Origin of the sequence: Streptomyces sp. NPDC051133 (assembly GCF_040682635.1) — a bacterium.
Taxonomy (GTDB): domain Bacteria; phylum Actinomycetota; class Actinomycetes; order Streptomycetales; family Streptomycetaceae; genus Streptomyces.
Genome location: NZ_JBFBBK010000022.1, coordinates 12116 through 31687 on the forward strand (window position 1 = coordinate 12116; position 19572 = coordinate 31687).

General features: G+C 72.2%; 17 protein-coding genes and 1 pseudogene. 9 read left to right on the forward strand and 9 right to left on the reverse strand.

Annotated elements, in window-relative coordinates; all coding sequences use genetic code 11:
• Nucleotides 1–66: 66 nt before the first annotated feature.
• The 4 genes from AB0N17_RS22805 to AB0N17_RS22820 all read right to left on the reverse strand — a co-directional run bounded on the left by AB0N17_RS22805 (nt 67) and on the right by AB0N17_RS22820 (nt 5926).
• A complete protein-coding gene (locus AB0N17_RS22805) occupies nt 67–2073 on the reverse strand; it encodes a TerD family protein (RefSeq protein ID WP_366013258.1) in 2007 nt (668 codons plus the stop codon).
• A 56-nt stretch (nt 2074–2129) separates the two neighbouring features.
• Nucleotides 2130–2708 carry a TerD family protein gene (locus AB0N17_RS22810; protein ID WP_366013259.1) on the reverse strand — a complete coding sequence of 193 codons (579 nt, stop codon included), beginning with the start codon at nt 2706–2708 and terminating at the stop codon, nt 2130–2132.
• A gap of 157 nt (nt 2709–2865) precedes the next feature.
• The gene (gene uvrB / locus AB0N17_RS22815) at nt 2866–5007 is read right to left on the reverse strand and encodes an excinuclease ABC subunit UvrB (protein ID WP_366013260.1); all 2142 of its coding nucleotides are present in this window, start codon (nt 5005–5007) and stop codon (nt 2866–2868) included.
• Between the two features lie 40 nt (nt 5008–5047).
• The gene (locus tag AB0N17_RS22820; RefSeq protein ID WP_366013261.1) at nt 5048–5926 is read right to left on the reverse strand and encodes an MHYT domain-containing protein; all 879 of its coding nucleotides are present in this window, start codon (nt 5924–5926) and stop codon (nt 5048–5050) included.
• Between the two features lie 281 nt (nt 5927–6207).
• Between AB0N17_RS22820 and AB0N17_RS22825 the strand changes: the two genes are divergently transcribed.
• Both AB0N17_RS22825 and AB0N17_RS22830 read left to right on the forward strand, forming a co-directional pair.
• Nucleotides 6208–7080, forward strand: coding sequence for a glycerophosphodiester phosphodiesterase family protein (locus AB0N17_RS22825; protein WP_366013262.1), 873 nt, complete (start codon nt 6208–6210; stop codon nt 7078–7080).
• Nucleotides 7081–7121: 41 nt separating this feature from the next.
• Nucleotides 7122–7676, forward strand: coding sequence for a methylated-DNA--[protein]-cysteine S-methyltransferase (locus AB0N17_RS22830; protein ID WP_366013263.1), 555 nt, complete (start codon nt 7122–7124; stop codon nt 7674–7676).
• A gap of 12 nt (nt 7677–7688) precedes the next feature.
• On the opposite strand, the gene AB0N17_RS22835 is transcribed toward AB0N17_RS22830, so the two are convergent.
• Complete coding sequence (locus AB0N17_RS22835) at nt 7689–8120, reverse strand: VOC family protein (RefSeq protein ID WP_366013264.1); 432 nt, start codon at nt 8118–8120, stop codon at nt 7689–7691.
• 101 nt (nt 8121–8221) lie between these two features.
• On the opposite strand from AB0N17_RS22835, the gene AB0N17_RS22840 reads away from it, so the two are divergent.
• Both AB0N17_RS22840 and AB0N17_RS22845 read left to right on the forward strand, forming a co-directional pair.
• Nucleotides 8222–9130 carry a pseudouridine-5'-phosphate glycosidase gene (locus AB0N17_RS22840; protein WP_366013265.1) on the forward strand — a complete coding sequence of 303 codons (909 nt, stop codon included), beginning with the start codon at nt 8222–8224 and terminating at the stop codon, nt 9128–9130.
• Nucleotides 9127–10191: a PfkB family carbohydrate kinase gene (locus tag AB0N17_RS22845; protein ID WP_366013266.1), complete on the forward strand. Its 1065-nt coding sequence runs from the start codon at nt 9127–9129 to the stop codon at nt 10189–10191. The genes AB0N17_RS22840 and AB0N17_RS22845 overlap by 4 nt, the downstream gene beginning before the upstream one ends.
• A 77-nt stretch (nt 10192–10268) precedes the next feature.
• Here the strand turns inward: AB0N17_RS22845 and AB0N17_RS22850 are convergent, their stop codons facing one another.
• Nucleotides 10269–11063, reverse strand: coding sequence for a methyltransferase (locus AB0N17_RS22850; protein ID WP_366013267.1), 795 nt, complete (start codon nt 11061–11063; stop codon nt 10269–10271).
• Nucleotides 11064–11240: 177 nt separating this feature from the next.
• Here AB0N17_RS22850 and corA point away from each other — a divergent pair, with 177 nt between their 5' ends.
• Entirely contained in the window at nt 11241–12368 is a 1128-nt protein-coding gene (gene corA / locus AB0N17_RS22855) for a magnesium/cobalt transporter CorA (RefSeq protein ID WP_366013269.1), read from the forward strand.
• 98 nt (nt 12369–12466) lie between these two features.
• Here the strand turns inward: corA and AB0N17_RS22860 are convergent, their stop codons facing one another.
• A complete protein-coding gene (locus AB0N17_RS22860; RefSeq protein WP_366013271.1) occupies nt 12467–13099 on the reverse strand; it encodes a uridine kinase in 633 nt (210 codons plus the stop codon).
• 404 nt (nt 13100–13503) lie between these two features.
• Here AB0N17_RS22860 and AB0N17_RS22865 point away from each other — a divergent pair, with 404 nt between their 5' ends.
• From AB0N17_RS22865 to AB0N17_RS22875, 3 genes are all read left to right on the forward strand, one after another.
• A complete protein-coding gene (locus AB0N17_RS22865) occupies nt 13504–14199 on the forward strand; it encodes a DUF2293 domain-containing protein (RefSeq protein WP_366013272.1) in 696 nt (231 codons plus the stop codon).
• Between the two features lie 159 nt (nt 14200–14358).
• Nucleotides 14359–14838, forward strand: coding sequence for an anthrone oxygenase family protein (locus AB0N17_RS22870; protein WP_366013372.1), 480 nt, complete (start codon nt 14359–14361; stop codon nt 14836–14838).
• Between the two features lie 234 nt (nt 14839–15072).
• Nucleotides 15073–16560, forward strand: coding sequence for a glutamate synthase subunit beta (locus tag AB0N17_RS22875; protein ID WP_366013273.1), 1488 nt, complete (start codon nt 15073–15075; stop codon nt 16558–16560).
• Between the two features lie 187 nt (nt 16561–16747).
• Here AB0N17_RS22875 and AB0N17_RS22880 read toward each other — a convergent pair whose 3' ends face one another.
• Entirely contained in the window at nt 16748–17263 is a 516-nt protein-coding gene (locus tag AB0N17_RS22880; RefSeq protein ID WP_366013274.1) for a carboxymuconolactone decarboxylase family protein, read from the reverse strand.
• A 46-nt stretch (nt 17264–17309) separates the two neighbouring features.
• On the opposite strand from AB0N17_RS22880, the gene AB0N17_RS22885 reads away from it, so the two are divergent.
• Entirely contained in the window at nt 17310–18740 is a 1431-nt protein-coding gene (locus tag AB0N17_RS22885) for a PLP-dependent aminotransferase family protein (protein ID WP_366013275.1), read from the forward strand.
• 85 nt (nt 18741–18825) lie between these two features.
• Here the strand turns inward: AB0N17_RS22885 and AB0N17_RS22890 are convergent.
• Nucleotides 18826–19524, reverse strand: a pseudogene (locus tag AB0N17_RS22890) (SAM-dependent methyltransferase).
• Between the last annotated feature and the right edge of the window lie 48 nt (nt 19525–19572).

The following is a 19572-nucleotide window of genomic DNA, read 5'->3' on the forward strand; positions in this document are numbered from 1 at the left end:
CCCAATCACCAAGGGAAGGTAAAGAGGCTGGCAAAGAAAATGCCAAACCGCCTGTTCAGGACCTCTTTACCGGTGCTTGGACCGCTCCTTGGCCACCTCGTCGAGCACCTTCTCCACGATCCGGCTGCCGATGGGCACGGCCGGGGGCTCGTACGTCCAGGCATGACCGACCCAGGGGTCGGCGAAGTGGTCGTCGGGCACGGGAGTGAGTCGCATCAGCGAACGCCACAACGGGTCGAGGAGAGGGCCGTACGCTGCGGCGTCCTCGCGGTCCGCCACCATCAGGAGGTGCACGCCGACGGCCGGGCCCTCGTCGGCGAGGTAGCGCAGCCGGGTCACCGCCCGGTCGTCGAAGCCGTGCGGGAAGTCGTTGACGATCAGCAAGTGCTGCGCGGGGTCGACATCGGCCGGCAGCGACTCGGCCGCGCCGCCGCGCACCGCCATCTGCACCAGGTCGACCCGCCGGGTGAGCCGCTCCAGCGTTTCCGTCACCCCGGCCGCACCCGCCGCGGGCGGTGCCGCGAGCACTCCGGCCCGGGTCAGCGGCACCAGCGTCTGGGCACCGGCCCCGGCCGGGTCGATGACCTGTACGGAGAACTCGCCCACCGGATGCGCGGCGAGCAGCCGGGCCGCGAGCACGACCGCCGCCGTCATGGCCGCCTGCCGCAGCTCGGCGGAGTCCGTGAAGGAACCGTCGAGCCCCGCGATCGCACCGCTGTCGATCCACAGGCCGCGCTCCAACGGCAGCCTGACCAGCATCGGGATGCGCAGCGGGCTTTCGGGAAGGTGGAGATCACCGAGGCGCAGGGCCAGTGGCGGCTCCGTGGGCACGCGGTACCCGTGCCAGGCGGGGCTGTCCCAGCGGGCGTACGCGGGCGGCAGCGCGGGCTCGACCACCTCGGACTCGGCGGTGAGCTGGGCGAGGTCGCGGTCGAGGTTGGCACGTGCCTGGTCGATCAGCTGGATCCGGCGGGCGTGTGCCGCCTCGCGCGCTGAGTCCCCCGCCGTGCCGAGCCGGCCGCGAGGGTCGGCGAGGGCCTGGTCGAGTTCTTTCTCGAGACGTGAGTCGGCGAAGTCGACGGCGCTGCGGTACGCGGCCGTGGTGCGGGCCAGGTCCTCGAACATGCCCCAGACCTGGTTGTACAGCCGCTCCTCCATCGACCAGCCCACGGCGTCGCCGGCGACGGGCCCGGCCTGCTGTTCGCCGGTGTCCGGGGACGGGGACGACGGTGGCGGGGTGGTGTGCGTGCGGCGGCCGGGATGTGTGTAGTCGATCGTGCCGCCGGACTCCTGCCGGTCGACGCCCGGTGCCTGGGCGTCGTACGGGCTCTGTGGGGCGTACGGGCTGCGGTTGTCGTACGGGTTCTGGGCGTCGGCGGCTGTCGGCTCCGGGTGCCGGGCGTCGTACGGCGCCGGCGGCTCCTCGTTCACCGGGGTGTACGAGCGGGTCGGCCCCGCCGTCCCGTGCGCCGGGGCGTCCTGGGGTGCGGGTGCCGTGGACGGTGCCTGGTATGCCTGGACCCGGCTCGGGGCCGCGGCCCGGTGAGCGGCGGCGGCGAGGTCGGCGGACTCGCGCAGGCCCCGGTCGGCGAGGAGCGCGCCGAGTCCGCCCGCGTAGCCCTGGCCCATCGCGCGCACCTTCCAGGTGCCCTGTCTGCGGTACAGCTCCAGGGCGACGACGGCCGCCTCGGCGTCCAGGCCGGTGAGGGTGTAGGAGGCGAGTTCGGTGCCGTCCGGGCCTTCGACGGTGGTGTGCGGAGCGGCGACGGCACCGAATCGCAGGGGGCCACCGGTCCCGGCGGGCAGGGCAAGGAACACGTCGACGCGGTGCACGTCCTCGGGCAGGGCGCCCAGGTCGACGGCGAGGCGGTGCCCTGCCGCGGCCTGCCGGGACACCTCGATCCCGGGCAGGGCCGGGGCACCGGGGTGGGCCACCCCTTGAGGTCCGAGCACCGAGCCGCCCTCGTCGCCGAGGGTGATCCCGGCCAGGACCGGCGCTCCGGCCGAGATCCGGATCGCCAGTCGGATCTCGGACAGCGGGTGGTTCTGGCCCCGCACCAGCTCGGCCGTCATCGCCGTCGCCCCCTGCGTCGTGTTGTCGTGCCTGCCCCGCCCGGCGAGTCCGGGGTCTACAGGTGCGGCAGGATCGCCGGCATCAGGTCCTGGAAGGTGCGGCCGTTGGCCGCGGTGCCCAGAGCGGTCATCGTCCAGCCCGAGCCCGCCCGGTGCACCTTGGCCATGATCTGGGCGGTGTAGTCGCCGCCGCCGTCCAGGGTGTAGCGGGCCAGCTCCTGGCCGTTGGTCTCGTCGACGAGGCGGCAGAACGCGTTCTGCACCTCCTGGAAGGTCTGGCCCGTGAAGGAGTTCACGGTGAAGACGATCTGGTCGATGTGGACCGGCACGCGCTGCAGGTCCACGAGGATCGCCTCGTCGTCCCCGCCCTGGCCGACACCGCCGACCAGGTTGTCACCGGTGTGGCGCACGGAACCGTCGTCACTCACCAGGTGGCGGAAGAAGACGACGTCGACCGGCTGCTTCTCGGCGAAGAGGACGGCCGAGGCGTCCAGGTCGATCTCCTTGGTGCGCGAGCCGAACAGGCCGCGCCGCTTCGCCGCCTGCCAGCCGAGCCCCATGCGGACCGCGCTCAGGGTGGCCCCGTCCTTCTTCTCCAGGCTGATGGCCTGACCCTTGCTCAAGTTGACGGACACCGCTGATTCCCCTCTCGAAGGTCCCCTGTTGCCGCGCACCGCGCGGTTGGCAAGAACCCTACGCAGGGGCACTGACAGGGCCGAACCCCGGCCCGCGCTTTGTGTCGGTGTTGCAACACTTGGCGCATATGCCGAGGTCCGGCGGGGTGACGAGGGCTCAGGCGAGGCCGGCTTCCCGCATCTGGCGCAGCTCCTTCTTCATCTCGGACACCTCGTCGCGCAGCCGCGCCGCGATCTCGAACTGCAGCTCCGCCGCGGCGGCGCGCATGCGCTCGGTCATCTCCTCGATCTGCTCGGCGAGCTCGGCCGCCGGGCGGTCGGTGGGCGCCGCCGCCTTGGCCTTGGCCGCCTTGCCGGCCTTCGCGCCCTTGGCCGCCTTGTCGCCCAGCGCCGGGACCGGTGCCTTGGCGCCCTTGCCGTCCTTCGTCCTGCGGTAGCCGGAGCCGAGGAGCTGTTCGGTGTCGACCTCCTCGCGGGCGATCTGCGCGACGATGTCGTTGATCTTCTTGCGCAGCGGCTGCGGGTCGATGCCGTTGGCCTTGTTGTAGGCGATCTGCTTCTCCCGGCGGCGGTTGGTCTCCTCGATGGCCTTCTCCATCGCCGGGGTGATCTTGTCGGCGTACATGTGGACCTGGCCGGACACGTTACGCGCGGCACGGCCGATGGTCTGGATCAGTGAGGTGCCGGAGCGCAGGAAGCCCTCCTTGTCGGCGTCCAGGATGGCCACGAGGGACACCTCGGGCAGGTCGAGGCCCTCACGGAGGAGGTTGATGCCGACCAGGACGTCGTACTCACCGGCGCGCAGTTCGCGCAGCAGCTCGACGCGGCGCAGGGTGTCGACGTCGCTGTGGAGGTAGCGCACCTGGATGCCCAGTTCCAGGAAGTAGTCGGTGAGGTCCTCGGCCATCTTCTTGGTGAGGGTGGTGACGAGGACGCGCTCGTCCTTCTCGGTGCGCTTGCGGATCTCGTGCACCAGGTCGTCGATCTGGCCCTCGGTGGGCTTCACCACGACCTCCGGGTCGACCAGGCCGGTCGGGCGGATGATCTGCTCGACGAAGCCGTCGGAGCGCGACATCTCGTAGGTGCCCGGGGTCGCCGACAGGTAGACGGTCTGGTCGATGCGCTCCTGGAACTCCTCCCACTTCAGGGGGCGGTTGTCCAGCGCGGACGGCAGGCGGAAGCCGTGGTCCACCAGGGTGCGCTTACGGGAGGCGTCGCCCTCGTACATGGCACCGATCTGCGGGACGGTGACATGCGACTCGTCGATGACGAGCAGGAAGTCGTCCGGGAAGTAGTCCAGCAGGGTGTTGGGCGGGGAGCCGGGCAGGCGGCCGTCGAAGTGCATCGAGTAGTTCTCGACGCCGGAGCAGGTGCCGATCTGGCGGAGCATCTCGAGGTCGTACGTGGTGCGCATCCGCAGGCGCTGGGCCTCCAGGAGCTTGCCCTGCTTCTCCAGCTCGGCGAGGCGCTCCCCCAGCTCCTTCTCGATGTCGTTGACGGCCCGCTCCATGCGCTCGGGGCCGGCGACGTAGTGAGAGGCGGGGAAGACGTACAGCTGCTGGTCGTCGCTGATGATCTCGCCGGTGAGCGGGTGCAGCGTGGACAGCGCCTCGATCTCGTCGCCGAACATCTCGATGCGGACGGCCAGCTCCTCGTAGACCGGGAAGATCTCGATGGTGTCGCCGCGGACGCGGAAGGTACCGCGGCTGAAGGCCATGTCGTTGCGCGTGTACTGGATGTCGACGAAGCGGCGGAGCAGCTCGTCCCGGTCGATCTCGTCGCCGACTCTGAGCGGGACCATCCGGTCCACGTACTCCTGCGGCGTGCCGAGGCCGTAGATGCAGGACACCGAGGCGACCACGACGACGTCGCGGCGGGTGAGCAGCGAGTTGGTCGCCGAGTGACGCAGCCGCTCGACCTCCTCGTTGATCGAGGAGTCCTTCTCGATGTAGGTGTCCGACTGCGGGACGTAGGCCTCGGGCTGGTAGTAGTCGTAGTACGAGACGAAGTATTCGACTGCGTTGTTCGGCAACAGCTCGCGGAACTCGTTGGCCAGCTGGGCGGCCAGCGTCTTGTTCGGCGCCATCACGAGGGTGGGGCGCTGGAGCTTCTCGATCATCCACGCGGTGGTTGCGGACTTGCCGGTACCGGTTGCGCCGAGCAGGACGACGTCCTTCTCACCGGCCTCGATGCGCTTGGCCAGGTCGGCGATGGCCGTCGGCTGGTCGCCGCTGGGCTGGTAGGGGCTGACGACCTCGAAAGGCGCCACCGTGCGTTCGATGTGGGAAACGGGCCGCATGCCATCAACCGTACGACCCCCCACTGACAACGGGTCCGGATCAGCGGTTCTGCGGGGTGCTGGCAGCGTGGTGCTCGGGTCGGCGGGCCGGCCGGTGCTCCGGGCGGCGGGCGGGCCGGCGCTCCGTGCGGGGGGCGACGGCGGCGGCCGGGACTCCCGGTTTGTGTTCGACGGGCCGCAAGCCGGGCCGGCCCGTGACCATCAGCGGGTCGAAGATCACCACGACGCCGGCGATGAGCAGGAAGGCGAGCGGGCCGATCAGCATGGGCGCGAGCAGGGACGGCTCCGGTGCGCCTCCGCCTCCGTGGGCGGCACCGTCCAGGTGGACGCTGAGGGCGGCCATGCCGGTGTAGTGCATCCCGCTGACCGCGAGCCCCATGACGAGGCTCGCCCCCACGCTCCACAGGAAGCCCCGGACGCGTCCGGCGGCCCACAGGGCGGCGGTGGCGGCCACGACGGCTATGAGGACGGAGGCGCCGACGGTGAGGGTGTTGTACGTGAACCGTCCGTGGAAGCGCATGCCCGCCATGCCGAGGTAGTGCATCGAGGCGACGCCCAGACCGGTGATCGTGCCGCCGGTGAACAAGGAGGTGCCGGTGGCACCCCGGTAACCGACGATGAAGACCCCCACGCCGACCATGACGATGGCGAGGGCGAGGCTGGCGTAGGTGATCGGCTTGTCGTAGTGGATCGGCGCCTCCTTGATGGAGAAGCCCATCATGGCGACGAAGTGCATCGTCCAGATTCCGGAGCCGATCGCCGCCGAGCCGAGGGCCAGCCAGGCCGGGCGCCGGGAGTGGGTGACCAGCAGGGAACGGGTGGTGCAGCGCAGGCCGAGGGCAGCGCCGAGGCAGGCCATCAGATAGGCCACCAGTGGGGTGACGGCCCCGTAGCTGAATCCGTCGACCGTGCCTTGCATCCGCGGCTGCCCTTCCGCCCACTTGCGTCCCGGAATACCTGAAACTGTGCCCCCGTCCCAAGACCGCGGCGGCGGTCAGGGTTGTCGCAGAGAGTATGACCCCCACCGGAATGGTCGAACGATTTTCCGGCAAAGAAACACGTCCTTGCCCCACTTGTGCGGCACCCGTGAGCAGCCTTTGGCGTCCTCCTTCCATGTATGGCCATCGTGCGCCCGGGGTGTCGCCGACCCTCTGCTGTCAGTCTGGTGCTGTCCGTATTCGCTCGACGCGAGGAGTCTGCATGCACGCGCGCGTAGTCGCCGCCATGGCCGCCGCGGTCCTGGGGACGGCGGCGATCCTGCTGAGCCCCACCTCCGACGCCCGGGCGGGCGAGGTCGGCGAGGTCACCGTGGTCGCCCACCGAGGCGCCTCGGCGTACGCCCCCGAGAACACGCTGGCCTCGATCGACAAGGCGGCCCGGATGGGCTTCACCTGGGTCGAGAACGACGTCCAGCGCACCAAGGACGGCACGCTGGTCGTCATCCACGACGACAGCCTGCAGCGCACCACGAACGTGAAGGACGTCTTCCCCGACCGGGCGCCCTGGAAGGTGAAGGACTTCACCGCCGCCGAGATCGCGCGGCTCGACGCGGGCAGCTGGTTTTCCCCCGCCTACGCGGGCACGCGCGTGCCGACGCTGCAGCAGTACATGCGCCGGATCGAGCACAACCACGAGAAGCTGCTGCTGGAGATCAAGAACCCGGAGCTGTATCCGGGCCTCGAGCAACAGACCCTGAAGCTGCTGGCCAACGAGGGCTGGCTGGACCACGCGCATGCGGGCCGGCTCGTCGTGCAGAGTTTCAGCGCCGACAGCGTGCGCACGGTCCACGAGCTGAAGCCAGCGGTCACCACCGCCTTCCTCGGCATGCCCAGCGCGGCCCAGCTGCAGCGGTACTCGGCCTTCGTCGACCTGATCAATCCCTCGTACGGCTCGCTGTCGCAGAGCTATGTGGCGGCGGTGCACGCCTTCGACGGGCCGCACGGCAAACCGCTCGGCGTGTTCGCGTGGACGGTGAACGACGCGGCCACCGCCCGCAAGGTCGCCGGGCTGGGCGTGGACGGGGTGATCACCAACAAGCCCGACGTGGTGCGGGAGGCGCTGGACTCCGACTGAACCCGGCGGGCGTTGTCAGTGGCGGGTCGTACGGTGGGCGCATGGACAGCCATGGGCAGGATGAGCAGCGGGTGGTGTGGGCCGTCGTCGCCAGCGACATCGGCCCGCTGATGCTGGCGGCGACCCGTGAGGGCCTGGTCAACGTCGTCTTCCACGCCACCGACGCGGTGCGCGACCGGGCGCTGGAGCGGCTGGCGGCCCGGCTGGGCGGCGAGCCCGTGGAGGACCCGGACGCACCGCTGCTGACCGAGGCGGCAGATCAGCTGCGGGCGTACTTCGCGGGGGAGAGACACGACTTCGATCTGCCGCTGGACTGGTCGCTGATCTCCGGGTTCAACCGGCAGGTGCTGCGTGAGCTGGCGTCCGGCGTGCCGTACGGCGCGGTGGTCGGATACGGCGATCTCGCCGGGCGGGTCGGGCAGCCCGGCGGCGCCCAGGCGGTGGGTGCCGCGATGGGCGCCAATCCGCTGCCGGTGGTCGTGCCGTGTCACCGAGTGGTGGAGAGCGACGGCGGCATCGGCGGCTTCGGGGGCGGGCTGGAGACCAAGCGGAAGCTGCTCGCTCTGGAGGGCGTGCTGCCCGAGCCGCTGTTCTGACTCTGCTCGGCGCTACGCGTCGTAGTGCCGGGCCTCGAAGACGTTGCCGTCGGGATCCCGGAAGTAGAAGCTGCGGATGGCGTTGCCCCGGGCACCGTACGAGTCGTGGCCGATGTCGCTCGTCGGGACACCGTGCTCGGTCAGCCGGGCGCGCAGGGCGTCGAAGGAGCCGGCCGGCAGGGCCAGGCAGACGTGGTTCACGGGATGGCCCGCGCTGTCGGCGGAGCCGGGCAGCATTTTCATGCGCTCCGCGAACGTGCGCGGGGCGAGGTCCAGGATCGTCTCCTCGTTGACGCGGACGGAGGGGAAGGAGACCTCGCCCTCACCGAACTCGTCGACCCTCAGGGGCTCCAGCCCGACGATCTCCTCGTAGAAGCCGGCCGCTGCGACCGGATCGGTGACCCACAGGACGACGTGGTCGAGACGCGTGCTGTTGTTCGTCATGCGCCCCAGGCTGGTGGTGTCCCCCACAGGCCGCAAGCGTTTATCCGCGTGTGCGGCCCGCCAGAGATGTCAGGAAGGACCGACGGACAGGAGGCGGGCACGTGGTGCTGTTGGTGTCGGAAGAGGTCCGGGAAGCGATCGACGCGCGGCGGCCGGTGGTGGCCCTGGAGTCCACGATCATCGCGCACGGTCTGCCCCGCCCACGCAATCTGCAGGTGGCGCTCGAGCTGGAGGAGGTGGTGCGCCGGGAGGGTGCCGTGCCGGCGACCGTCGCGGTGCTCGACGGGCGTCCCCGGGTCGGCCTCGACAAGGAGCAGCTGGAGCGGGTGGCCAACGAGGACGGCATCCGCAAGCTGGGCCACCGTGACCTGCCCCTGGCCGTGGCCGCGGGCGCCAGCGGGGCGACCACGGTGTCGGCGACGGCTCAGCTGGCCGCGCTGGCCGGTGTCCGGGTGTTCGCCACGGGCGGGCTGGGCGGTGTGCACCGGGAGTGGACGGTGACGCAGGACGAGTCGGCCGACCTGGGGCTGCTGGCGCGCACGCGGATCACGGTGGTGTGCGCGGGCGTGAAGTCGATCCTGGACGTGCCGGCGACGCTGCAGCGACTGGAGACGCTGGGCGTCGCCGTCGCCGGATACGGCACGGACCGGTTCCCCGGCTTCTATCTGTCGGACTCCGGGCATCCGGTCGACTGGACGCTGCGCAGCCCGGAGCAGGTCGCGGACGTCATGCGGGCCCAGGACGCCCTGGCCACGCCGGAGACCGCGCTGATCGTCGCCAACCCCGTCCCGGAGGCGGAGCAGCTCGATCCCGAGCTGCACGCACGCGTGCTCGCCGAAGCCCTCAGCGCCTGCGCGGAGCAGGGCGTCACCGGGCAGGCGGTGACCCCGTTCCTGCTGGACTACCTGGTCCGGCACACGGACGGCGCCTCCCTGAGCGCCAATCTGGCGGCGGTGCGGGGGAATGTGCGGCTGGCGGCGAAGATCGCCACGGCGTGGTCCCGGGGATGACCGGCCCCGGCGTGGCCGAGGGGGCGCATGCGGGGCGGCGGGCGGGGGCGCTGCTGGTCGTCGGGGACGTGGTCACGGATGTGGTGGCCCGGCACCGGGGGCCGCTCGCGGCAGGCACCGACACGGCCGCCGTGATCAGGACGCTGCCGGGCGGCGCCGGCGCCAACGTGGCCTGCTGGGCCGCCCACGCGGGCTGTGCGGACGTACGGCTGCTCGGGCGGGTGGGCGCGGACGCGGCCGCATGGCACGAGCGGGAGCTGGACGCGGCCGGGGTGCGGTCCCGGCTGGTGGTCGACCCGGAGACGGCGACGGGCACGGTGATCTGTCTCGTCGACACGGGTGCGGCGGCCGAGCGCACGTTCCTCACCGACAGCGGGGCGTCCCTGCGGCTCGGGCCCGCCGACTGGTCCGACGCGCTGCTCGACGGGGTCGCCCGGCTGCATCTGTCGGGCTATCTGCTGTTCGCGGAGTCGAGCCGGGCGCTGGCCCGGGTGGCGCTCGCGGCGGCACGCGCGCGTGGTGTGCCGGTGAGTCTGGATCCGGCGTCGGCGGGGTTCCTGGCGCAGCTCGGGGTGGACCGCTTCCTGGCGTTCGCGGAGGGGCTGGACGTGCTGCTGCCGAGTCGCGACGAGGCGTGTCTGCTGACGGGGCTGGTGGAACCGGCGGACGCGGCGGCCAAGTTGAGCCGTCACGTGCCGCTGGTCGTGGCCAAGGCGGGGGCGGACGGCGCGCTGGTGGCCCGTTCCGGCGCCGTGCTCGCCCGGGTCCCGGCGGCGCCGGCGGCGCCCCGGGACACCACGGGCGCCGGCGACGCCTTCACCGGCGCGTTCCTCGCCGCCCTGCTCGCGGGCGCGGACCCGGTGGAGGCGGCGGCGCAGGGCTGCCGGGTGGGTGCGGAGGCGGTAGGACGGGTGGGCGGACGACCGCCACATCGGGGGCGGGAGGAACGAGGGGAAGCCGGCCATCGCGTCGGGAGCGACGAGCCGACCGCCGCGTCAGGGCGGGGTGGGGCTGCCACCGCTTCCGGAGCCGGAGAGTCGGCCGCCTTGCCGGCGCCGTGAGGACGGGTTCCCTTCGGTTCGCCAGCACCCGGACGACGGCCACCCGGCACCACCGGCCCCGGCTCTCCGTTCCCCGGCTATGCCTTGCGCCCCCATGCCGAGATCATCGGCGCCGTGGTCAGGTCCATGGTGCCCGCCTCGACGTTGGCCAGGTGCTGGTCGATCTCCTCGTCGGTGGCCAGGCCGGCGGTGACGAGGCGGTCCCGGATCTGGCGGACCGTCGCCGCCTCCAGGGCGGTGCAGGCGGGTGAGGTGACAGGGAAGTACGCGTCGGCCTCGACCTCCCGCAGCCCGGCCTCGCGCAGCAGACGCGGCAGCTTGCGGCCGTACGACAGGTCGGCGCCCCGGTCGGCGAGCAGTGAGCGGAAGCCCTGGCGCAGCCGGTTGGCGAGCCGCTGCTCGGGGCCGTACTCGTCGGGGCAGATCAGGGGTTGCAGGGCGGGGTCGGCGTCCTCGATCAGCAGCATCCCCCCGGGGCGCAGGGCCTGGACCATGGACCGCAACGCCCTGTCCCGGTCCGGGACGTGGACGAGCACGAGCCGGGCGTGGACCAGGTCGAAACCGTCCCCCGGCGGCTCCTCGGCGCCCACGTCGTGGACGCGGACCTCGACCGGCGGACGGGCCACCGCGCCGAGCAGCGAGGCGTCGATGTCGGTGGCGAGGACCTTGCCGGACGGACCCACCCGCTCGGCGAGCCAGGACACGACGGAGGTGCCACCGGCCCCGACTTCCCAGCAGCGCCAGCCGGGTGCGATGCCGAGCTTCTCGACGTGCCGGAAGGTCGTGGGATCGAAGAGGGTGGCGAAGGCGTCGAAGCGCCGGCCGGCCTCGTTCTGCCGGTTGTCCAGGAGGTAACCGTCGGATCGCGTCATACCGGAATCATCCCAGTGCCCCGCATCGTGGGGATCGACCGGCGCCTTGTCCACAGGCGGGAACCAAGCGGAAGTGGCTGTTCCCACAGGCTTACCCGTGCCTTGCTCTCGGCTGGCAGACTTGCGGAGCAAGGCGCGAAAGCGTTGAGCACGGAGATCCACGCGAGGGGGATCCAGATGTCCATGGCAGGGAATCTGCGGAAGGTCACGGGGTTGGGCAGGGTCGGTGGCCTGCGCAAGGTGGCGCGGCTGACCCGGCGGCGGCCGCGCGTCGACCTGAGTCACCCTGCCAGGTCACCTCTGGGTTCGTCGGTGGTGAACTGCGTCACCTATCAGGACGGCGTGCGCGTACCGGAGTGCACGGATCTGGTGGACGCCGTGCGGATGGTACGCAAGAAAGGCGAGGGTTTCGTCTGGCTGGGGCTGCACGAGCCGACGGACACGGAGTTCGCGGGCATAGCGGAGCTGTTCGACCTGCACCCGCTGGCGGTGGAGGACGCGGTCGAGGCCCATCAGCGCCCGAAGCTGGAGCACTACGGGGACACGCTCTTCGCGGTCTTCAAGACCGTCTGCTACGTGGAGCACGAACGGCTCACCGCGACCAGCGAGGTGGTGAACACCGGCGAGATCATGGTGTTCGTCGGCGAGGACTTCGTGATCACCGTCCGGCACGGCCGGCACGGCTCGCTCGGGCCGCTGCGCGAGGAGTTGGAGGCGGACCCGCAGCAGCTCGCCAAGGGGCCGGCGGCGGTGCTGCACGCGATCGCCGACCATGTCGTGGACGACTACCTGAACGTCACGGACGCGGTGCAGGCCGACATAGACCAGGTCGAGACGGAGGTGTTCTCGGAGGGAAGCGCACAGCTCGACCCCGGCCGCATCTACCAGATGAAGCGTGAGCTGCTGGAGCTGAAGCGGGCGGTGGTGCCGCTGGGCCGACCGGTGGAGGACCTGGCCACACGGCCCATACGGGTCGTCGCCCCGGAGATACAGGCGTATTTCCGGGATGTGTTCGACCATCTGATCCGGGCCAAGGAACAGATCGCCGCGTTCGACGAACTGCTCAACTCCATCCTGCAGGCCCATCTGGCGCAGGTGACCGTCGCACAGAACGAGGACATGCGGAAGATCACGGCCTGGGCCGCGGTGATCGCCGTGCCGACGATGGTGTGCGGGGTGTACGGCATGAACTTCGACCACATGCCGGAACTCCACTGGCAGTTCGGGTATCCGCTCGTCATGGCTGTGATGGGCGCGGCCTGTCTGGCGCTGTACCGCGGCTTCAGGCGCAACGGCTGGCTCTGAGCGACGGACACACCGGCGCCGGCGGGGTTCGGTCGGCGGTTCGGCGAACTCCGCTCCAGTGAAGCCGAGTTGCCGGCGCTCCGGATCGCCTGTCCCGGTCAGCCGGTCCAGGCGGGATGGCGCGGATCGTCGGCGCGCACCAAGACGTCCGCCGTCCCGGCGGGGTCGGTCTCGGACTCGTAGCGCTCGAAGGCGGGGAGCGTCCAGTGGTCCGCCTCGGGGGTACGACGGCGCAGGGCACCCGCGGAGAGGAGGACGTGCACGGTCAGGTCGAAGGGGAACCAGTGGCGCAGCAGGAGGGGGCCATGGAACAACAGGACGGCGCCCGGCGGGAGTTGGACGTAGGGGCTGCGGGTGGCCCGGTCGGTGGCCGGATCCCACAGGTCGGGCAGGACGCGCCCGCCGCCACCGGGATCGAGCGGGCCGAAGACCTCGCGCCACAGGGCGCCCGTGTCGAACCATCCGCTGTAGTACGACTCCGCGTCCCGCCGCCCGTGCTCCAGGCGCAGCGAGGCGGGCCGCAGGAAGCCCTCGGCGCCGACCACCAGCGAGGGCCGGCCGCGTACTCGCAGCGCCTCCCCGACGCGCTCGGCGAGGTCGCCGGGGCGGGCGGCCGGTGCTCCGTCGAAGCCGACGCGCACCCAGGCGCCCGCGTCGGCCGTCTCCAGCCCCGTCAGCCGGTCGGCGAGCAGTTCGGCGAGCCGGTCCCAGGTGATCGCTTCGAGTCGCACAGACCCCATCATGCCTGGTGGGCGGTGAGGGCGTCCGGCAGAGCAGGTCGTCGGCTGCGGGAGCGCGCCGACGGACCCGTCGACCGGGTGGTCCTCACGCCCGCCGGGCACCTGGAGCGCGGCGGGGCACGGACGGGCCGGTACCGGGTCGGTGAGGAGCGGACGCCCGGCGGTCACGATGGCGGTGGTGGCGGCGCCGGCGGGCCGTGGCTGTCGTACAGAGGTCCCGCCGTGGCGGTGATGGGCGAGATCCGGGTCCCGGCACGGCACCGTGCGCGCGTATCGGTGTTCAACAGGCGAGGAGAAGGAGGCGGCGACCCGTCAGCGGATCAGAAGGGGGCCGGAACGGGAGCAGGAGCAGGCCGACAGGGGAGCGGTGGGCGGGGAAGGGGAAAGTACCGCGTATGGCGCTTCCCTCGACTCCCCACTCCCCCGGCCGACTTGTCGTCATCCAGTCCCTCAAGCGCAAGCGATGCAGCGCCTGCCGGCGCGGGCCGCTGTCGCTGCTCGTGCTGGAGGACGGGGCGCCGCGCTGCCTGGACTGTGCCGATCTCGGGCACCTGGTGTTCCTGCCGCGCGGTGACACGGCCCTGACCCGCAGGTCGCGGGAGGAGAGCACGCTGTCGGTGGTGGTGGTGCGGTTCAACCGGCGCAAGAGCCGCTACGAACGGCAGGGCGTGCTCGTGGAGGAGGCCGCGCTGGCCCGGGCCGAGGCCCGCTGTCTGGCGGACGCGGAGGCGCGGCGCCGGCGGCGGGCACGGGATGCGCGGGGCAGGACCGCTGAGGACGAGCGGTTCGCGGCGGCGTTCGCGGGCGAGATCCTCCGCCTGTTTCCGGGCTGCCCGGCCGAGCGGGCCCGGGCCATCGCGGTCCACGCGTCGGTGCGGGGCAGCGGGCGGGTCGGGCGCAGCGCGGCCGGGCGGGCGCTGACGGAGGGGGCGGTGATCTCGGCGGTGGTGGCGGCCGTGCGGCATGTGGACACGCCGTACGACCAGCTGCTGATGGCCGGGGTGGCGCGCTACGAGGCCCGGCGTCGGATCGCGCCGGCCGTGGAGGGCGTGCTGCTGGGCTGGCAGGGGGCCGCGGAGGACGCGGGGTGAGAGGGGCGGGAAGGGGGAACGCGAACACGGCCGGGCGGGACGCGTGCGGGGACGGCGGGGACGGTGTCGCGGTGCGGCCGGGGGAATCCCGAGGAGCATGGGAGTGATGACGGTGGTCCCGGGCTGCGGCTCCGGGTCCGGTGAGAGGGGGGCGTGACGGTGATCGACGGTCCGTACTTCGTGCTGGTCGTGCTCGGGGTCCTCGGTGCCGGGCTGGTGGCCGGGGTCTTCTGCGGGTTCTCGACCTTCGTGATGCGGGGGCTCGCCGCGCTGCCGCCCGCGCAGGGCGTCGCGGCGATGAACGCGATCAACGTCGCCGCGGTGCGGCCCGCCTTCATGGCGGTGTTCACCGGTTCGGCGGTGCTGAGCGCGATGATCGCGGTGGTGACGTTCGTGGTGTGGCCGGACGTGGGGAAGGTGCAGCTGCTGCTGGGCAGCGCGCTGTACCTGTTCGGCGCGTTCGGGCTGACGATGGTCGCGAATGTGCCCCGTAACGAACGGCTGGCGGGCCTGACCCCGGGCACGGCGGAGGCGGCCGTGTACTGGTCGGCGTACGTGCGTGAGTGGACGTTCTGGAACCACGTGCGCACCGCCGCCTCCGCCGCGGCCGCCCTCGTCTACGTCCTCGCGCTCGCCTGAGCACCTGAGCATCTGAGCGCCTGAGCACCCCCTGGGACCAGGCGAGGAGCCGTCCCGGAGGGCGCTGGGAGAGACCTGCCAGTAAGCGCTGTCCGCCGCACTGCGCGGCTGTCGGCGGAGACGTATCGTGGCCGGAAGAGTGCCGAGATGTGCGGTGCGGACAGGTGCCGCCCGATGACGCACGGCCCGTCGTACGCCCGGTACCCCCGGCGCCCGTACGCGAGGGAGTCGACCATGGCCGATCCCAAGGGGTTCATGACCACACCGCGCCAGGAGTGGCCGCGGCGCCCCGTCGAGGAGCGGGTGCGGGACTGGGACGAGGTGTACGTCCCGGGCGCTCTGCTGCCCATCATCAGCAAGCAGGCCGATCGCTGCATGGACTGCGGCGTGCCGTTCTGCCACCAGGCCTGCCCGCTGGGCAACCTCATCCCCGAGTGGAACGACCTGGTGTCGCGGGAGGACTGGCGGGCCGCGAGCGACCGGCTGCACGCCACCAACAACTTTCCCGAGTTCACGGGGCGGTTGTGTCCGGCACCGTGCGAGGCGGGGTGCGTGCTGGCGATCAACCAGCCGGCGGTGACCATCAAGAACGTCGAGTGTGCGATCGCCGACCGGGCCTGGGAGGAGGGCTTCACCCCGCCGCGGCCTCCGGAGCGGCTGTCGGGGAAGACGGTGGCCGTCATCGGGTCCGGGCCGACCGGGCTCGCCGCGGCCCAGCAGCTGACCCGGGCCGGGCACACGGTCGCCGTGTACGAGAGGGACGACCGGATCGGCGGCCTGATGCGGTACGGCATTCCCGCGTTCAAAATGGAGAAGCGGCATCTGGAGCGGCGGATCGAGCAGATGCGGGCCGAGGGGACGAAGTTCCGCACGTCGACGGTGGTGGGGCGTGATGTCGGGGCGGTGGAGTTGCGGGGGCGGTACGACGCCGTCGTCCTCGCCACCGGTGCGACGGCCTGGCGGGAACTTCCGGTGCCGGGACGGGAGTTGGACGGGATACACCAGGCGATGGAGTATCTGCCGCTGTCCAACCGGGTGTGCGAGGGGGATCTGGCGGTCTCGCCGATGTCGGCGGCCGGCAAGCACGTGGTGATCGTGGGCGGCGGGGACACCGGGGCGGACTGTCTGGGGACGGCGGTGCGTGAGGGGGCCGCGTCCGTGACCCAGCTGGACATCTACGCCCAGCCGGACACCGAGCGCGACGAGGACACCGAGCCGTGGCCGACGTACCCCAAGGTCTACCGGCTGTCGGCCGCGCACGAGGAGGCGCGGGACCTGCGCACGGCACCGGCCGCGGACGCGGACGCACGGCTGTTCGCGGCGTCCACGCTGCACTTCGCCGGGGACGGGGGCGGGCACGTGCGGTCGCTTCACCTGGTGGAGGTCGACGATCGGCGGGAGCCGTTGCCGGGGACCGGACGGACGCTGCCCGCCGACTTCGTGCTGCTCGCCCTCGGCTTCTCCGGGCCCGATCAGGGGGACGGGCTGATGGAACAGCTGGGGCTGGCGCTGAATCCGCGGGGCACGATCGCCCGGGACGACGGGTTCGCGACGAACGTCCCCGGGGTGTTCGCCGCCGGGGACGCGGCGCGCGGTCAGTCGCTCATCGTCTGGGCGATCGCGGAGGGGCGGGCGGTGGCGGCGGCGGTCGACCGTTATCTGACGGGGAGTTCACGACTGCCGGCGCCGGTCTCTCCGCGGGATCGGCCGATGAGGGTGTGAGAGTGGTCTCGTGTCCGAGGCGGTTCCGGGCGGTTGGGCACCGCCCGGTCACGCCGGTTGGGCACCGCCCGGTCACGCCGTCGTGATCAGCCAGCGTCGAGGTCAGTGACCGTCGTGATCGGCCACGGTCGAGGGCAGTCACCGTCGTGATCGGCCACCGTTGGAGGTCAGTCGCCCTGAAGGTCACTCAGCGGCGTTCGTCCGTGCCCGCCACCTTTCCCGTCGACAGGGCCACGCGGTTCCAGGTGTTGATGGTGAGGATCAGGGCGAGGACCTGGGCCAGTTCCTCGTCCTCGAAGTGGGCGGCGGCCTCGGCGTAGACCGCGTCGGGGACGCCCGCGTCGGCGACCAGGGTCACCGCTTCCGTCAGGGCGAGGGCCGCCTGCTCCTTCGGGGTGAAGAAGTGCCGGGCCTCGCGCCAGACGGCCACCATGTGCAGCCGGTCCTCGCTCTCGCCGGCCTTGCGGGCGTCGTTGGTGTGCATGTGCAGGCAGTAGGCGCAGTGGTTGAGGTGCGAGGCGCGGATCTGGATCAACTCGACCAGCGCCGGGTCGAGGCCCGCGCGGGCGGCGGCGTCGAAGCCGACGAGGGCGCGGAAGACCCTGGGGGCCGCCTTCGCGAAGTCCAGGCGACTGCGGGCGGCGTCGGCCACGGCGATCCGAGGGGTGGTGTCGGCTGCCGTGGTGGTCGTGTTCGTCGTCATGGCTCCACGTTATGGCCTGAAAAGACCCGCTGTAGGGTGCACTTTCATGACAGAATCGTGGGTCAATTCCGCGGAGCGCATCGGCGCCGATCTGCATCTGGAGCTGTCCGGACCGGGCGGACGGCGGGCGGCGCTCACCCGAGCGCTGCGGGAGGCCGTGCGCGGCGGACGCCTGGCAGCCGGCACCCGCCTGCCGCCCTACCGCTCACTCGCCGCCGACCTGGGCGTGGCCCGCAACACCGTGGCCGACGCGTATGCCGAGCTGGTCGCGGAGGGCTGGCTGACCGCCCGGCAGGGTTCGGGGACCCGGGTCGCGGAGCGCGCGGAGCCGCTGCGCCGCGCCGCGCGGACGCCCGTGAAGGCGCCCGCACGCGCGCGCGGGCCGCGACACGACCTGCGGCAGGGCACGCCGGACGCGTCGGCGTTCCCGCGGGCGGCCTGGGCGGCCTCCTACCGTCGGGCGCTGCAGGCGGCGCCGAACGAGGCGTTCGGGCCGGGGGACCCCGCCGGGCGCCGGGAACTCAGGGAGGCGCTGACGGACTACCTGGCACGCGCGCGTGGCGTACGGACCGAGCCGGACCGGATCGTCGTCTGCTCGGGCTTCGCGCACGCGCTGCGGCTGCTGTTCGGCCAGGGGGCGGGCGGGGTGCTGCGCGGGCCGCTGGGCGTCGAGGCGTACGGGCTGGACTTCCACCGGGGGCTGCTCGCGACGGCCGGTGTACGCACCGTGCCGCTGCCGCTGGACGAGCACGGCGCGCGGGTGGACCTCCTCGAGCGGGAGCGGGCGGTGCGGGCCGTACTGCTCACGCCCGCGCACCAGTTCCCGACCGGCGGCCCGCTGCATCCCGAGCGCCGGTCGGCCGTGGTCGACTGGGCACGCGCGCGCGGGACGGTGGTGCTGGAGGACGACTACGACGGCGAGTTCCGCTACGACCGCAAGCCCGTCGGCGCGCTCCAGGGCCTCGACCCTGAGCGGGTGATCCACATCGGGTCGGTCAGCAAGAGCCTGTCACCGGCGCTGCGGCTGGGCTGGATGGTGCTGCCGGAGCGGTACGTCGGGCCCGTGCTCGCGGCGAAGGGCGAGCGGGAGGCGTGGGCGAGCGTGCTGGACCAGCTCGCGCTCGCGGACTTCGTGGTCTCGGGGTCGTACGACCGTCAGGTGCGGCGGATGCGGCAGCGGTACCGGCGCCGGCGCGACCGGCTCGTCACCGCGCTCGCCGCGCACGCGCCGCACATCGAGGTGACGGGCATCGCGGCGGGGCTGCACGCGGTGCTGCGGCTGCCGCCCGGAAGCGAGCGGTCCACGGTGAAGGCCGCCGCGTGGCAGGGCATCGCCCTCGACGGCCTCGCCGCGTTCCGGCACCCCGCGGCGGCCGCCACGGCGGGCGACGGTCTGGTGGTGGGGTACGCGGCCGCCGCCGAGCACGCCTACGGCGCGGCGGTGGAGGCGCTCTGCGGGGTGCTGCCGCCGGGGTGAAGGGCGCCGCCGCCGGGGTGAAGGGCGCCGCCCCCGAAAGGCCGTCAGCGCGGCAAGGCGGTCGTCGTACTCGTACGACGGCGGGTTACCGCTTGCGCGCCACCGCGCCGTACCCGGGGATGACGCCGTCGTCCTGGCCCGGTACCGGTTCGCCCGGTTCGGGGTGCCACTTGTGGACGATCTCGACGCCGGGCTCCACCAGGTCCAGGCCGGCGAAGAAGCGGGCGAACTCCTCGCGGGAGCGCAGGGCGAGGGTGACGCCGGCCGCCTTGAGCTTCTCGGTCGCCGCCGCCGATTCCTCGGGGGTGAAGTCGGCCGTGGCGTGGGTCATCATCAGGTGGCTGCCGGAGGGCAGTTCGGCGAGCAGGCGGGCGACGAGGTCGTGCGCGCCGTCCTCGTCGGGGACGAAGTGCAGCAGGGCGACGAGGGAGAGGGCGACCGGGCGGCCGAGGTCCAGGACGTTCCGGGCGCCGGCGAGGATCGCGTCCGGGTCGCGGACGTCGGCCTGCAGGTACTCGGTGGCGCCCTCCGGCGTGCTGCGCAGCAGGGCCGCGGCGTGGGCCAGCACGACCGGGTCGTTGTCGCAGTAGACGACCCGGGCGTCGGGGGCTATCTGCTGGGCGACCTGGTGCAGGTTCGGCTCCGTCGGCATACCGGTGCCGACGTCCAGGAACTGCCGTACGCCCTGCCGGGCGAGCCAGCGTGTGGCCCGGTGCATGAACGCGCGGTTGACCCGGGCCATCACCGGCACCCGGGGGTCGAGGGCCAGCATCTACCGGCCCATCGCCTCGTCGGATCAAGTCGGTACCACGATAGAAAAGTTGACTAAGAA